17 protein-coding genes are annotated in these 15,695 nt (G+C 43.3%); all 17 read right to left on the minus strand.

Translation table 11 applies throughout. The features are described from left to right. Positions 1-2: 2 nt before the first annotated feature. Positions 3-368 (minus strand): gp53-like domain-containing protein, encoded by a 366-nt coding sequence (locus VY86_RS24585; protein ID WP_071880997.1) that lies wholly within the window; start codon positions 366-368, stop codon positions 3-5. 390 nt (positions 369-758) lie between these two features. Continuing rightward, entirely contained in the window at positions 759-899 is a 141-nt protein-coding gene (gene ykgO, locus VY86_RS08060; RefSeq protein ID WP_046974578.1) for a type B 50S ribosomal protein L36, read from the minus strand. Positions 900-916: 17 nt separating this feature from the next. After that, positions 917-1,171, minus strand: a complete 255-nt coding sequence (locus VY86_RS08065; RefSeq protein ID WP_046976765.1) for a type B 50S ribosomal protein L31 — start codon at positions 1,169-1,171, stop codon at positions 917-919. 151 nt (positions 1,172-1,322) lie between these two features. Then, a complete protein-coding gene (gene glmS, locus VY86_RS08070) occupies positions 1,323-3,152 on the minus strand; it encodes a glutamine--fructose-6-phosphate transaminase (isomerizing) (protein WP_046974579.1) in 1,830 nt (609 codons plus the stop codon). 107 nt (positions 3,153-3,259) lie between these two features. Beyond that, positions 3,260-4,630, minus strand: a complete 1,371-nt coding sequence (gene glmU, locus VY86_RS08075) for a bifunctional UDP-N-acetylglucosamine diphosphorylase/glucosamine-1-phosphate N-acetyltransferase GlmU (RefSeq protein WP_046974580.1) — start codon at positions 4,628-4,630, stop codon at positions 3,260-3,262. A 128-nt stretch (positions 4,631-4,758) separates the two neighbouring features. Continuing rightward, on the minus strand, positions 4,759-5,181 hold the full coding sequence (locus VY86_RS08080) for a F0F1 ATP synthase subunit epsilon (RefSeq protein WP_011144452.1): 423 nt from the start codon (positions 5,179-5,181) through the stop codon (positions 4,759-4,761). A gap of 21 nt (positions 5,182-5,202) precedes the next feature. Further along, the gene (atpD, locus tag VY86_RS08085; RefSeq protein ID WP_046974581.1) at positions 5,203-6,585 is read right to left on the minus strand and encodes a F0F1 ATP synthase subunit beta; all 1,383 of its coding nucleotides are present in this window, start codon (positions 6,583-6,585) and stop codon (positions 5,203-5,205) included. Between the two features lie 34 nt (positions 6,586-6,619). Beyond that, on the minus strand, positions 6,620-7,483 hold the full coding sequence (gene atpG, locus VY86_RS08090) for a F0F1 ATP synthase subunit gamma (protein WP_023044944.1): 864 nt from the start codon (positions 7,481-7,483) through the stop codon (positions 6,620-6,622). A gap of 58 nt (positions 7,484-7,541) precedes the next feature. After that, the gene (gene atpA, locus VY86_RS08095; protein WP_021325026.1) at positions 7,542-9,083 is read right to left on the minus strand and encodes a F0F1 ATP synthase subunit alpha; all 1,542 of its coding nucleotides are present in this window, start codon (positions 9,081-9,083) and stop codon (positions 7,542-7,544) included. Positions 9,084-9,097: 14 nt separating this feature from the next. Continuing rightward, the gene (gene atpH, locus VY86_RS08100) at positions 9,098-9,631 is read right to left on the minus strand and encodes a F0F1 ATP synthase subunit delta (protein ID WP_021325027.1); all 534 of its coding nucleotides are present in this window, start codon (positions 9,629-9,631) and stop codon (positions 9,098-9,100) included. A gap of 12 nt (positions 9,632-9,643) precedes the next feature. Next, positions 9,644-10,114 (minus strand): F0F1 ATP synthase subunit B, encoded by a 471-nt coding sequence (atpF, locus tag VY86_RS08105; RefSeq protein ID WP_021325028.1) that lies wholly within the window; start codon positions 10,112-10,114, stop codon positions 9,644-9,646. Positions 10,115-10,172: 58 nt separating this feature from the next. Continuing rightward, positions 10,173-10,412, minus strand: coding sequence for a F0F1 ATP synthase subunit C (gene atpE / locus VY86_RS08110; RefSeq protein WP_000429386.1), 240 nt, complete (start codon positions 10,410-10,412; stop codon positions 10,173-10,175). A gap of 48 nt (positions 10,413-10,460) precedes the next feature. After that, positions 10,461-11,285, minus strand: a complete 825-nt coding sequence (atpB, locus tag VY86_RS08115; protein ID WP_036845268.1) for a F0F1 ATP synthase subunit A — start codon at positions 11,283-11,285, stop codon at positions 10,461-10,463. A gap of 30 nt (positions 11,286-11,315) precedes the next feature. Then, the gene (gene atpI / locus VY86_RS08120; RefSeq protein WP_046974582.1) at positions 11,316-11,693 is read right to left on the minus strand and encodes a F0F1 ATP synthase subunit I; all 378 of its coding nucleotides are present in this window, start codon (positions 11,691-11,693) and stop codon (positions 11,316-11,318) included. Between the two features lie 599 nt (positions 11,694-12,292). Further along, positions 12,293-12,874, minus strand: coding sequence for a 16S rRNA (guanine(527)-N(7))-methyltransferase RsmG (gene rsmG, locus VY86_RS08125; protein WP_267481482.1), 582 nt, complete (start codon positions 12,872-12,874; stop codon positions 12,293-12,295). A gap of 52 nt (positions 12,875-12,926) precedes the next feature. Then, positions 12,927-14,816: a tRNA uridine-5-carboxymethylaminomethyl(34) synthesis enzyme MnmG gene (mnmG, locus tag VY86_RS08130; RefSeq protein ID WP_046974584.1), complete on the minus strand. Its 1,890-nt coding sequence runs from the start codon at positions 14,814-14,816 to the stop codon at positions 12,927-12,929. A gap of 380 nt (positions 14,817-15,196) precedes the next feature. Further along, positions 15,197-15,637, minus strand: a complete 441-nt coding sequence (mioC, locus tag VY86_RS08135; RefSeq protein WP_046974585.1) for an FMN-binding protein MioC — start codon at positions 15,635-15,637, stop codon at positions 15,197-15,199. Between the last annotated feature and the right edge of the window lie 58 nt (positions 15,638-15,695).

The following is a 15,695-nucleotide window of genomic DNA, read 5'->3' on the forward strand; positions in this document are numbered from 1 at the left end:
CTTTAATACCCGATAGCTATGATAAGTGGAGAACATAGACCTTGATTTCCTGTACCAAACCATTGTGGGAATACTTTGACTTCTGAATTAGTCCAAGAGGATACCTGAAACACTTGATCCGAGAATTTGGTGTTATTACCTTTTGTTGCAGTTAGAGCCATTAAGCACATATTAGGAAAAGCAAGTGGAAACTGTAATGCTGGGTAAGTTATAGTTTCGTCATTACAAATTGGGCCTGTCATCCACTGAAATATCCACTTCTTTGGTACACCATTAACCATCATAGGAATAGTTATGTAACCATCGGCGTTTAATAATCCTTCAGCAGCAGCTAGTTTAGCTCCTTCTTGTAAACCAAGGTTTTTCAAAATTAGTCAATCCGTGATAATTTCTATAAAAATAATCTCTTATTGGTATTAAGCAGGATCACACATGGCAAAGATTGGCTATATCCGGGTATCAATAAATGACCAAGATAATGGTTTATAGAGAAATACGTTAATAAGAGTAAATTATGAACTATTTCTTAGGGTAGATTTGTAGCAATAACAACCAACTGAAGGTTTAATTCTAGACTATACAGCAAACATTTATAAGGTTTCATTTTGCGTAAAATATAACTTTTCTTCATCTGGAATTTAATGATGTTAACTCCCTTCTCAAACAAAGTTTAGGTTAGATTAGTTATTCTCAAGATGATTACAAATAAAATACAGAAAAGAAACCCGCAGTTATAAGCTGCGAGTTCCACTATAGTATCAGCGTTTCTTTTTCTTCCCTTGAACTGCCTTAAAACGCGGATTGGATTTACAAATAACATACAACCTGCCCCGACGGCGTACGATTTTGCAATCTGGGTGACGGGTTTTCGCCGTTTTAAGTGAACTTAACACCTGCATTTCTACGATCCTTCAATTTATTTACTGCCAATAAAACGCCCAAATTTTTTCTGGAATCGTGCTGTGCTGCCTTCTTGAGACAAAGTTTTCTGCTTACCTGTATAGAAAGGATGTGATTCCGATGATACATCAACAGTCACATACGGATACTCTTCTCTATTCAAGGTAACTGTCCGCTCAGTACGAATAGTGGAGCCAACTGTAAAGTAGGCATTAGCACTGGTATCGTGAAATACGACTACCCGGTAGTTTGGATGGATATCTGGTTTCATAACTTCACCACAAATGTAATAATATAACATTACAGTATCGCAATTTATTTTTATCATCAAGAAAATAATGAGAAACTTTTTCAATTAAACACAAAAAGCCCCTGTATTTTTAATGTACAGGGGCTTATTTTAACTTCTTATTATAAAGCGATTATTCTACAGTCACTGACTTAGCCAGGTTACGAGGCTGATCAACATCGGTTCCCTTAATCAGCGCAACATGATAAGAGAGCAGTTGCAACGGCACGGTATAAAATATTGGGGCTATCAGTCCTTCAACATGCGGTAATGAGATGATCTTCATTCCTTCACTGTCTGTAAAACCCGCATCCTGATCAGCAAATACATATAGCAATCCGCCACGAGCACGTACTTCCTCAATATTGGATTTCAATTTTTCCAGCAGTTCATTATTTGGAGCTACAATGATGACAGGCATATCTGCATCAATTAGTGCCAATGGGCCATGTTTTAATTCGCCTGCGGCATAAGCCTCTGCATGGATGTAAGAAATTTCTTTTAATTTCAGCGCCCCTTCAACCGCAATCGGATACTGATCACCACGGCCAAGAAATAGAGCGTGGTGCTTATCAGAAAAGTCTTCTGCCAGCGCCTCGATAATTTTATCTTTCGACAGCATGCTTTCGATGCGGCTTGGCAGTGCATGTAGTGCATGAACAATTTCTTGCTCCCGTTCAGCATTAACACCTTTCAAACGCCCAAGGTAAGCCACCAGCATCAACAATACTGTCAACTGAGTTGTGAACGCTTTGGTTGAAGCAACACCAATTTCTGCACCAGCCTTGGTCATCAAAGCAAAATCAGACTCACGCACCAAGGAAGAACCCGCTACATTACAAACTGTCAACGATGTGAGGTATCGAAGCTCTTTGGATAAACGCAGTGCTGCCAGTGTATCTGCGGTTTCACCCGATTGAGACAATGTAATTAATAAGCTTCCCGGACGACGTGCCGATTTACGGTAACGGAATTCAGAAGCAATCTCCACATCACAAGGAATACCCGCCAATGCTTCAAACCAGTAACGGGAAACCATACCTGCATTATAGGATGTACCACAGGCAACAATCTGAATATGTTCAACTTTAGATAACAATTCAGCTGCATTAGGACCAAGTTCAGACAAATCTACCTGCCCATGGCTTAAGCGCCCTTCCAGAGTGCTTTTGATTGCCATTGGCTGTTCATAGATCTCTTTTTGCATGTAGTGACGGTAAACACCTTTGTCACCAGCATCATACTGAATATTAGATTCGATCTGTTCCCGTTCAACCGGTTCGCCCTGAGTATTAAAAATATGCACAGTACGGCGGGTTACTTCCGCAATATCACCTTCTTCAAGGAAGATAAAACGACGGGTAACAGGCAACAGAGCCAGTTGATCAGACGCAAGAAAGTTTTCCCCAACGCCTAAACCAATAACCAGAGGACTACCCGATCTTGCAGCTATTATTGTTCCAGGATCACGGCTATCCATGATAACTGCACCATACGCACCACGAAGCTGGGGAATAATACGCTGGACAGCCTCCAGCAAGGTACCACTCTGTTTTTGCTCCCAATGAACAAAGTGGGCAATAACTTCTGTATCAGTATCTGATGTAAACTGATAACCACGTTCAATTAACTGAGTCCGCAATTCTTCGTAATTTTCAATAATGCCGTTGTGAACAACAGCAATATAATCAGATATATGAGGATGAGCATTTTTCTCGTTTGGTTCACCGTGTGTAGCCCAACGGGTGTGCGCAATACCTGTCCCACCAAGGACTGGTTGCTTGTCAACCTCATCAGCAAGTATTTGCACCTTACCGACTTCACGCAGGCGAAGCATATTATTTTCGTTATCAACAACCGCCAGCCCAGCGGAGTCGTAACCACGGTATTCCAAACGACGAAGCCCTTCAATCAAGATTTCAGCAATATCTCGTTGTGCTACTGCACCAACAATTCCACACATCAGTTTTATTCCTAAAAACAGGGCTGATGAAAGCCCTTTATATGTCACGAACCTGATTGTTTTCCGGCTTTGCCGGTCCCCGAGCCTGTAGAGTGGGGATTATTATTTTATTTTTTCTTTACTGGGCGTTTCCAACCCTGAATATGGGTTTGCTTAATTCTGCTTACTACCAATTCATTTTCAGCGATATTTTTTGTCACTGTTGTCCCCGCACCAATTGTAGCGCCTTTGGCAACAGTCACCGGCGCAACAAGCTGAGTATCAGAACCAACAAAAACATCGTCGCCAATGACGGTTTTGAATTTATTAGCACCATCGTAGTTACAGGTAATAGTACCTGCACCAATATTCACATTATGTCCAATCTCAGCATCGCCAAGATAAGTCAGATGTCCCGCTTTAGAACCTTTACCTAGATAAGATTTCTTCATCTCAACGAAATTCCCTACATGGGCTTTTTCAGCGAGTTTAGAACCAGGACGCAAACGGGCAAAAGGTCCAACAGTGCAGCCTGCTTCCATTTCAGAATCTTCAACAACGGTATATGGACTAAGAATAGAATCATCGCCGATAATACAATTCTTTAATATGCAACCTGTGCCAATTTGCACGTTATTACCAAGGGTTACATTACCTTCTATAATGACATTGGTATCAATAACCACATCACGGCCATGAGTCAATGTACCGCGTAAATCAAAACGAGCGGGATCCAACAGCATAACACCCGCCAGTAATAATTTTGCTGCTTGTTCAGATTGATAAATACGCTCAAGAGCGGAAAGCTGGAGGCGATTATTCACACCTTCCATTTCACTCAAGCGGCTTGGATGTACTGCTTCAATTTTCCTGCCTTCTTTATAAGCCAAAGCAATCACATCAGTAAGATAATATTCACCTTGAGCATTGTTGTTATTTAATTGGGATAACCAACGTTTTAAATCACCACCATTAGCGACCAGAATACCTGTGTTGATTTCATTGATTTTTCGTTGATCTTCAGTCGCGTCTTTTTGCTCAATGATTCCGGTTACTTCTCCATTTTCACGAACAATGCGACCATAACCCGTTGGATTATCCAGAATTGCTGTCAGTAAACCAATACCACCTTCAGGTTTAACCGCCAGCAGACGTTCAAGGGTATCTGCTCCAATCAGAGGCACATCGCCATACAGTATCAGAATATCTTCATCATCAGTAAAATAGGGTGCAGCCTGTTGCATTGCATGTCCAGTCCCTAACTGCTCTGACTGCAACACCCAATTCAACTTTTGATCAGATAAAGCATGCTTCATCAGAGCACCACCATGTCCATAAACCAGATGAACATTTTTAGCATCCAACGCCATTGCAGTATCAATCACATGCTGAACCATAGGTTTACCGGCCAGCAAGTGCAGTACTTTAGGGAGATCAGAATACATGCGGGTTCCTTTACCCGCGGCAAGGATCACTACACTTTTTGCACTGTTAGACATAAGAAACCTGATAACTCCAATTTAAGAGAAAAAAGTAAACCTGTTTGCGAGATAAATTACTACATATTTCGCAATACAAAAAAGCCAGTTAGCTTTCACTAACTGGCTTTTTTCTTTAACTGCCTGTATTACATCGCCTTTTTTGTCAGCTCGATTACACGAAGTTTTGCAATCGCTTTAGACAATTCAGCTGATGCCTGAGCATAGTCAACATCACCGTGAGAATTACGGATGTGTTCTTCAGCTTTACGCTTAGATTCCAGCGCCTTAGCTTCATCCAAATCTTTACCACGGATCGCAGTGTCAGCCAGTACGATAACGCCGCTCGGTTGTACCTCAAGGATACCACCAGAAAGGTAAATCACCTCTTCTTCACCGAACTGCTTAACAATACGTACCATGCCAGGTTTTATGGCAGTAAGTAGTGGAGCATGTCCCGGATAAATACCCAACTCACCTTCACTACCTGTCACCTGAATTTTCTGTACCAAGCCTTCAAACATCCGGCTCTCAGCACTGACAACATTCAGATGGTAAGTCATCGCAGCCATGTCAACCTCCGGTCAGCCGTTTTAAAGTTTCTTCGCTTTTTCCACAGCTTCTTCGATGGTACCAACCATGTAGAACGCTTGTTCTGGCAGGTGGTCATAGTCACCGTTCAGGATACCTTTAAAGCCACGGATAGTGTCTTTCAGGGAAACGAACTTACCTGGTGAACCCGTAAACACTTCTGCAACGAAGAACGGCTGAGACAAGAAGCGCTGGATCTTACGAGCACGCGCAACCACCAGCTTATCGTCTTCTGACAGTTCATCCATACCCAGGATAGCGATGATGTCTTTCAGTTCCTGATAACGTTGCAGGATAGATTGAACGCCACGGGCAACATTATAGTGCTCCTGACCAACAACCAATGGATCGAGCTGGCGGCTGGTAGAATCCAGCGGATCCACCGCAGGGTAAATACCCAGAGATGCAATCTGACGACTCAGTACTACGGTTGCGTCCAAGTGGGCGAAAGTTGTAGCTGGAGATGGGTCAGTCAAGTCATCCGCAGGTACGTAAACAGCCTGTACAGAAGTGATAGAACCGGTTTTAGTGGAAGTAATACGTTCTTGCAGAACACCCATTTCTTCCGCCAAAGTTGGCTGATAACCTACCGCTGACGGCATACGGCCCAGCAATGCAGACACTTCAGTACCAGCCAGGGTATAACGATAAATGTTATCAACGAACAACAGAACGTCACGGCCTTCATCACGGAACTTCTCAGCCATTGTCAGACCAGTCAGCGCAACACGCAGACGGTTTCCTGGTGGCTCATTCATCTGACCATATACCAGAGATACTTTATCCAGTACGTTAGAGTCGGTCATTTCGTGGTAGAAATCATTACCTTCACGGGTACGTTCACCTACACCGGCAAATACGGAGTAACCTGAGTGCTCAATCGCGATGTTACGGATCAGCTCCATCATGTTTACGGTTTTACCTACACCCGCACCACCGAACAGACCCACTTTACCACCCTTGGCAAATGGGCAAATCAGGTCCATTACTTTGATACCGGTTTCCAGCAGCTCTTGAGAGTTAGATAACTCTTCATAGCTTGGAGCTGAGCGGTGAATCGCCCAACGCTCTTCTTCGCCTATATCACCTTTCATGTCGATTGGTTCACCCAATACGTTCATGATACGGCCAAGTGTCGCCTTACCAACTGGAACTTCGATTGGGTGACCTAAATCAGTAACACTTAAACCACGGCTTAAGCCATCAGAAGTACCCATTGCAATACAACGAACAACGCCGCCGCCCAACTGCTGCTGTACTTCCAGCACCAATTTAGCTTCGCCATTTTGAACCTCAAGTGCATCGTATACTTTTGGTACGGTATCTTGAGGGAATTCGACGTCCACCACGGCGCCGATTACCTGGATAATCTTTCCAGTAGCCATCTTGAATCCTCTACGTAATTCGTAAACCTAGCTGTTAAACCGCGGAAGCGCCCGAGACAATCTCGGTCAGCTCCTGAGTTATGCTGGCCTGACGAGCTTTGTTATAAACCAACTGCAGCTCTTTGATCAGGCTGCCACCATTATCAGTCGCGGCTTTCATCGCCACCATTCGTGCGGCCTGTTCACTAGCCAGGTTTTCAACGACGCCCTGATAAACCTGCGATTCTACATAACGACGCAGCAGTATATCCAGCAACGCCTTAGGATCAGGTTCGTATAAATAGTCCCAGGATTTCTTCTTCAGTGTCTCATCATCTCCGGCAGGCAGAGGCAACAACTGAGTAATAGTCGGTTCCTGAGACATTGTATTGATGAACTTATTTGTCACCACATACAATTTATCCAGACGTCCTTCATCGTATGCCCGCAACATGATATTAACCGGCCCGATTAATTCGGACAGTGAAGGGTTATCTCCCATGCCTGTTACCTGAGCAACAACGTTACCCCCAACAGAAGCAAAGAAAGAGGTCGCCTTAGAGCCGATAAGCGCCAGATCACACTGGACACCTTTATCAGACCAGTCTTTCATGTCTAACAACAGTTTTTTGAACAGATTAGTGTTCAAACCACCGCACAAGCCACGATCGGTAGAAACAACCAGATACCCGACACGTTTGGTTTCACGTTCTTCAAGGTATGGATGTTTATATTCCAGATTACCTAACGCAAGGTGACCAATCACGCTGCGTATGGTTTCTGCATAAGGACGGCTGGCCGCCATGCGATCCTGCGTTTTACGCATTTTGGACGCTGCAACCATCTCCATCGCTTTAGTGATTTTTTGCGTGTTTTGCACGCTGGCGATCTTGGTACGTATCTCTTTTGCGCCGGCCATTCCTGATTCTCCTCATTAACCAGACGGCCCATGTTTAATTAAACCGGGCCGAATAGTGTTACCAGGACTGAGTTGCTTTGAAGGAATTGAGCAGAGCGTTCAGCTTTGCTTCGATCTCATCATTGTAACCACCAGACTGGTCAATCTCTTTCAGAAGATCAGCATGTTCACGGCTGGCATACGCAAGCAGCGCAGACTCGAAATCAATAACTTTAGCAATTTCGATATCTTCCAGATAACCACGCTCCGCAGAAAACAGAGACAGTGACTGCTGTGCAACAGACATTGGTGCATACTGTTTCTGTTTCAGCAACTCAGTTACTTTTTGACCATGATCCAACTGTTTACGGGTTGCATCATCAAGGTCAGAAGCAAACTGAGAAAACGCTGCCAGTTCGCGGTACTGAGCCAAAGCAGTACGAATACCACCAGACAACTTCTTCACGATCTTAGTCTGAGCTGCACCACCTACACGGGATACTGAGATCCCTGGGTTAACTGCCGGACGAATACCCGCGTTGAACAGACTGGATTCCAGGAAGATCTGACCATCAGTAATTGAAATAACGTTTGTCGGTACGAATGCTGATACGTCACCTGCCTGAGTTTCAATGATAGGCAGAGCGGTCAGAGAACCCGTCTTACCTTTCACTTCACCATTAGTGAATTTTTCTACATATTCAGCGTTAACACGCGCAGCACGCTCCAGCAAACGGGAATGCAGATAGAAAACGTCACCTGGGAATGCTTCACGCCCTGGCGGACGACGCAGCAACAGGGATATTTGACGATAAGCAACAGCCTGCTTAGACAAATCATCGTAAACAATCAGCGCGTCTTCACCGCGATCGCGGAAATATTCGCCCATTGCACAACCAGAATATGGCGCTAGGTATTGTAATGCAGCAGATTCTGAAGCAGTCGCAACAACGACGATAGTATTGGCAAGAGCACCATGCTCTTCTAATTTACGAACAACGTTCGCAATAGTAGAAGCTTTCTGACCAACTGCGACATAAACACATTTAATGCCTGAGTCACGCTGGTTAATGATTGCGTCAATAGCCAGTGCTGTTTTACCCGTCTGACGGTCACCGATAATCAGTTCACGTTGACCACGACCGATAGGGATCATGGCATCAACAGATTTATAACCAGTCTGTACCGGCTGATCAACGGATTGACGGTCGATAACGCCCGGAGCAATCATTTCAACAGCAGAGAAACCATCATGCTCAACAGGACCTTTGCCATCAATTGGCTCACCCAGCGTGTTTACCACACGACCAAGCAGACCACGACCAACAGGAACTTCAAGAATACGGCCAGTACATTTGACCTTCATGCCTTCTGCTAAGTCAGCATACGGGCCCATCACAACCGCACCTACGGAGTCGCGCTCCAGGTTCAATGCGATTGCATAACGATTGCCAGGCAGTGCGATCATCTCACCCTGCATAACTTCGGCTAAACCGTGAATACGAATGATACCGTCATTAACAGATACAATCGTACCTTCATTGTGAGCTTCACTCACTACATTGAACTGAGCAATGCGCTGCTTGATCAGTTCGCTGATTTCGGTGGAATTCAGTTGCATATGCTCCAGTCCCCTTAAGACTGCAAGACGTCTGTTAAGCGATCTAAACGGCCACGAATACTGCCATCGATCACCAAATCACCTGCGCGGACGACCACACCAGCAATAACAGACTTATCAATTTTGCAATTCAGCTTAACTTTGCGTGACAGACGTTTTTCCATCGCTGCAGAAATTTTAGCCAGCTGTTGTTCACTCAGTTCGGCCGCAGAAATCACTTCAACATCAACGGTTGATTCAAGTGACGCACGCAATTGAATAAATTGCTGCAAAACTTCAGGTAACGCCAATAAGCGACCGTTTTCTGCCATAACACGAATAAAGTTCTGAGCATGTTCATCAACCTGTTCACCGCAAATTGCGATAAAGGCATTGGCTAATGTTTCCGATGCCAATGAACCGGAAAGCAGCTCACCAACTTGCTCATTACGAGTCACTTCAGCTGTGAACACCAGCATATTCTGCCATTGTTCTAGCGATTGTTTTTCCACAGCAAAGTCAAAAGCTGCTTTGGCGTAGGGGCGAGCTACAGTAGCGAATTCAGACATGCCCCTCCCTCCTTACAGTTCAGCAACCAGTTTATCAACGATGTCGCTGTTAGCAGCTTCATCCACGGAACGTTCGATGATTTTCTCGGCACCTATGATAGCCAACATAGCGACCTGCTTACGCAACTCTTCCCGAGCACGCTTACGTTCGGCATCAATTTCTGCCTGAGCTTGCGCTACGATTCTGTTACGTTCCTGCTCAGCTTCCGCTTTTGCATCATCAAGGATCTGGGCTTTTTGTTTATTAGCCTGTTCGATGATGACCTGAGCTTCCGCTTTCGCTTTCTTCATTTGGTCGGTCGCATTGGCTTGCGCTAAGTCCAGGTCCTTTTTGGCGCGTTCCGCAGAAGATAAACCGTCAGCAATTTCTTTTTGACGCTTTTCAATGGCCGCCATGATTGGTGGCCATACAAACTTCATACAGAACATAACAAACAGGACAAACGCAATGGCCTGGCCGAGGATTGTTGCATTAAGATTCACAGCACAATACCTCTTTTTAAATTAATGAGTTGACGTAGTTTCGGATTTTTTCTGCAAACTACGCGACAGCAAACATTACGTACAAGCCAAGGCCCACAGCAATCATCGGAATGGCGTCAACCAACCCCATAACGATAAAGAACTGTGTACGCAGAAGAGGGATTAAATCCGGCTGACGAGCAGCGCCTTCCAAAAATTTACCTCCGAGGATGCCGATACCGATCGCAGCACCGATTGCCGCCAGACCCATCATTACAGCGGCAGCCATGTACAGCAGATCCATATTCAGGTTTTCCATGACAGTCTCCAGTTTGTTTCAGTTAAAACACAGTTATTGTGGTAAAAATTAATGTTCTTCAGATGCCATCGACAAATAAACAATCGTCAGAACCATGAAAATAAAGGCTTGTAACGTAATAATCAGTATGTGGAAGATAGCCCAAGGCAGGCTGAGCATCCACTGCGACCACCACGGTAACAGACCAGCTATAAGAATAAAGATCAATTCACCTGCATACATGTTACCAAACAGTCGCAGACCGAGTGATACCGGTTTTGAAAGCAGGCTAACCCCTTCCAGAATTAAGTTAACTGGAATAAACAATGGATGATTAAAAGGCTGTAAAGTCAGCTCTTTTGTAAAACCACCAACTCCTTTCATCTTAATGCTGTAGTAGAGGATGAGGACAAAGACACCAATAGCCATCGACAAAGTAATACTGACATCTGCTGTTGGTACAACACGCAGAGCAGGTAAGCCGAAGACATGTTCACCGATATAAGGGAGAAAATCGATTGGCAGTAAGTCCATCACGTTCATTAATAACACCCAGACGAACACGGTCAGTGCCAAAGGGGCAATAACTTTGCTCTTGCCGTGATACATATCACGAACACTGTTATCAACAAAACCCATGATTAATTCTATAGCAGTCTGAAGTTTGCCAGGTACGCCACTGGTGGCATTAACCGCAACCTTTCTGAATACATACAGAAATAAAATCCCTAATACGACTGAGAAAAAAAGCGAGTCAATGTTCAACGTCCAGAACGTTGCAGAACCACCAGAGTTGGGATCGACCAACTCGAAGGTACGTAGGTCCAACTGAAGGTTATTCAGGTGGTGGCCTATGTAGTCCCTTGCAGTTGAAACTTCTCCTGATGCAGACATGATGCCTCTTACCCTCTTGTTGTTGAAAACCTAACCGTTTATCACAGCTGGTGCGATGATCTGCACAACCAGCACCGCTAAATAAGTCAAACCCAGTGGTGCAAACGCCGCTTTAAACACACCTAAAGCAACAACCAGAACAGCTATTGCAATAATAACCTTCAACCCTTCGCCAACAGCGAAAGACCATGCAACACGTACAGGAACACCTTCTTCTTTTGCTTTCTGAAAACCGGCAAATAGCATAAAAATGGCATTAGGTAACCAACATGCTAATCCACCAGCAAAAGCAGAAGTGCCCCATTCTATACTTTTGGTACAAAAAGCCACACTGAGAACAACAAAAGTCATTAACTGCAAAAAAAGCAGTTTCAGTGCAATTCTACCGCTGTAAAGGGATACAGACATGACTTTTGTTTTCTCCCCTTGCATATCAGGTTTTGCTAAATGTTGTATAAAACTGCCTTTGCTTAAGTGTGTCAAGTGACAAAAACGTGCAAATTATACGGGCAGCCAAAATGAATTCAATCCATAAGTAGCGAAAAGGTGAACAATTATTTAAATTTTTTACTTCGGCGCCAGATTGTAAGCTAATTATTGTGCTGATTTCTTATCTCTAATAATTTCATGTTCTCAAACTTAAATGTGATTTAAATCACATAAAATTTTCATTTGTTAGTTATATTTAACATTCACCGGGAATATAAATAGAAAACATTAACAATTAAATCAATAAGTTAATTTAAATTAATAGGAAAAGGTTATTATATTATTGACTTAAATTACCAAGCTAATTTTTAGCTGCTTTAAAAAAGCGAATCTGATGAAAAAACGCTTTATCTGATTTTTAAAGTCCCAACTATCTTAATATCAAGATAACGTTATTTTTATGTAATAACGCGGTAAATCAAAGCTGAAACGAGACAAATCATAATTGACGATGTTAACCACAGTATATTGTGCTCAACATCACTAATTATTTATAACTTTATTGACAAATAACAAACTTAGTTTGATTTAAGGATCACCAGATGGCGTTGCCCTTCCAGTTCAGGAACATCTAACTGAATAACTGAATCAACAACAATTCCGGAAGGTAACATGGCAAATTCTTCCTCAGGGAGCACACCTTTAAGCGCGTAGAATCGTCCATGAACAGACTCAGGCAAATGGCAACACCAAGAGACCATATCCTGTAATGAGGCAAAAGCACGGCTGATAACACCATCAAAAAGCGGCTCAGAAGAGTACGTTTCAACCCGGCTTTGCACTGGTTCTATATTCTCCAAACCAAGTTCATGTTGAACCTGGCGTAAAAATCTGACTCTTTTACCTAAACTATCCAACAATGTGAAATGAGAATCTGGACGAACAATAGCTAATGGGATCCCTGGCAACCCCGGACCTGTGCCTACGTCTATAAAACGATGACCTTGCAGATAAGGGCTGACAACAATGCTATCCATAATATGACGTACCAGCATTTGCTCTGGCTCACGGACAGACGTGAGATTATAGGCTTTATTCCATTTGTTGAGCATATCAACATAAGCCATGAGCTGCTGTTTTTGCTGTTGTGAAAGCTCCATTCCTGCTTTAGTCAGCAGAAACTCCAGTTTATTAAGCACAATAAAAATCCTCTCAGGCACTACGGCGCAGTAAGCCTTGTTTTTTCAGCCATACAAGTAAAATTGAAATTGCAGCAGGTGTTACCCCTGAAATGCGTGAAGCCTGACCAATTGAGTTTGGCTTGTGATCATTGAGTTTAGCGACAACTTCATTAGAAAGACCGCTAACTTGACGGTAATCAAGATCAATCGGTAATGACGTGTTTTCATTACGCAATTGTTTTTCAATTTCTTCCTGTTGACGAGCAATATACCCTTCATATTTGACCTGAATTTCAACCTGATCAGCTGCCTGTGGTTCTTTAAGACCAGGTGAAAACAATGATAATGAAGTTAGTATTTCATAATTCATTTCAGGGCGACGCAATAGATCTTCGCCATTAACTTCTTTCGATAATGGCATTTTTAATATGTTGTTGATATCACCAAGATTATTTGAATGAGGATGAATCCAAATATTACGCAAACGCTGGCGTTCCAGCTCGATCATCTCCACCTTACGGCAGTAATGTTCCCAGCGGTAATCATCCACCAATCCTAATTCGTGGCCCTTTTCTGTCAGACGAAGGTCAGCATTATCTTCACGTAACATCAGGCGATATTCAGCCCGGGAAGTAAACATACGGTATGGTTCTTTAGTGCCCAGAGTACATAAATCATCAACCAGAACACCAATATAAGCTTGATCACGACGAGGGAACCACCCTTCTTCTTCAGAAGCGTAACGGGCTGCGTTAAGCCCGGCCAAAAGTCCTTGAGCGGCAGCTTCTTCATAACCGGTCGTACCATTAATTTGCCCGGCAAAGAATAAGCCGTGGATGAATTTACTTTCCAGTGTCTGTTTCAGATCTCTTGGATCAAAGAAGTCATATTCTATTGCATAACCTGGGCGAACAATGCAAGCATTTTCCATCCCTTTCATGGAATGAACAATTTGCATCTGTACATCAAATGGCAAGCTGGTAGAAATACCATTTGGATAAATTTCATTACTGGTCAGTCCTTCTGGTTCAAGAAAGATCTGATGAGCATTGCGATCCGCAAAACGCATGACTTTATCTTCGATCGAAGGGCAGTAACGTGGGCCGATCCCTTCAATGATCCCTGCATACATTGGGCTGCGATCTAAATTATTGCGGATCACATCGTGTGTTTTTTCATTGGTATGAGTGATATAGCATGGCATCTGTTGTGGATGCTGCCCCACATTTCCAAGAAAAGAGAATACAGGTGTTGGATTATCACCTAGTTGTTGTGTTAGCTGACTAAAATCAATAGTTCTGGCATCAATACGTGGCGGCGTACCTGTTTTTAATCTGTTCACACGTAAAGGCAAATCACGTAAACGCTGTGCTAATGAGATCGCAGGAGGATCACCAGCCCTTCCTCCACTGTAATTTTCCAGACCGATATGGATTTTACCGTCAAGGAATGTACCTACTGTCAGAACAATTGATTTGGCCCTGAATTTAAGTCCCATACGAGTTACTACACCAGTGACCGTATCGTTTTCAACAATGAGATCTTCTACGGGTTGTTGGAAAATCATTAAGTTAGCTTGATTTTCTAATGCTGTTCGTATGGCTTGACGGTAAAGAACCCTGTCGGCTTGAGCACGTGTTGCGCGGACAGCGGGTCCTTTACTGGCATTTAAGGTTCTAAACTGAATACCAGCTTGATCAGTGGCTTTAGCCATTAAGCCACCTAGAGCATCAATTTCTTTAACCAGATGTCCTTTACCGATCCCACCGATGGCTGGGTTACATGACATTTGGCCCAAAGTATCAATATTGTGAGTTAGTAATAAGGTTTGACGGCCCATACGAGCAGCTGCCATAGCAGCTTCAGTACCGGCGTGACCACCACCGATAATGATGACGTCAAATTGCTCTGGATAAAACATGGTGATGAACCTTCAGTTATAAGAATGCTTAGTGTTGCATTAAGGGAAGAGAATTCTACTCAAGTTTAGGCGATAGACCAAGTAGGCAAGATCGCCGGTAATTAAAAGAAGATCTTTTTTATTTAAAGATCTCTTTATTAGATCTTTTATTAGGATCATGATCTTTTGTGGATAAGTTATTTTTACTTAGAAAGATCATAACATTGCAAAGGATCATTTACTGTGAATGATCCGTGATCCTACCCGGTATAAACTGGGATCTAAACAGCAAGTTATTCACAATGCATAATTGCATTGATAGTTATACTATGGATAACTACGGGTTAACCCCGGCTTTTTATATGAGTTATCCACAATCGTTCGCTGTTTTTTTGTTCAAATCAGAGTGACTTTGACCAAATTTTAACCCATTCTTCTGCGGGATCTTCGGGGATCTCATGTTGTTGGATATCAATTTCCAGACGATCGCCGAGGCGTTTGGCTCCATTTTCCACCAATAATTGATCAAGCGATCTTATCGCTCCACAGAAAGTATCGTATTCAGAACTGCCAATACCAACAGCACCAAATGTTACTTTGCTGAGATCAGGTTTTTGTTTAGAAATTTCTTCTGCCAGTGGTTGTATATTTTCTGGTAATTCCCCTGCCCCATGTGTGGATGTGACTACCAACCAAATTCCTTCCTGAGGAAGTTCATCAAGAGAGGGGCCATGCAGCATTTCGGTGGAAAAACCAGCATCTTCCAGAATTTCAGCCATATGTTCAGCTACGTATTCAGCACTGCCCATAGTGCTGCCGCTGATTAAGGTAATAGTGGCCATAGTGATCCCTACAGATTTTAAGAGTGGCTATTGTACGCTGTGAATCTGTTGGGATCTA

The organism is Photorhabdus thracensis (assembly GCF_001010285.1).
GTDB lineage: Bacteria > Pseudomonadota > Gammaproteobacteria > Enterobacterales > Enterobacteriaceae > Photorhabdus > Photorhabdus temperata.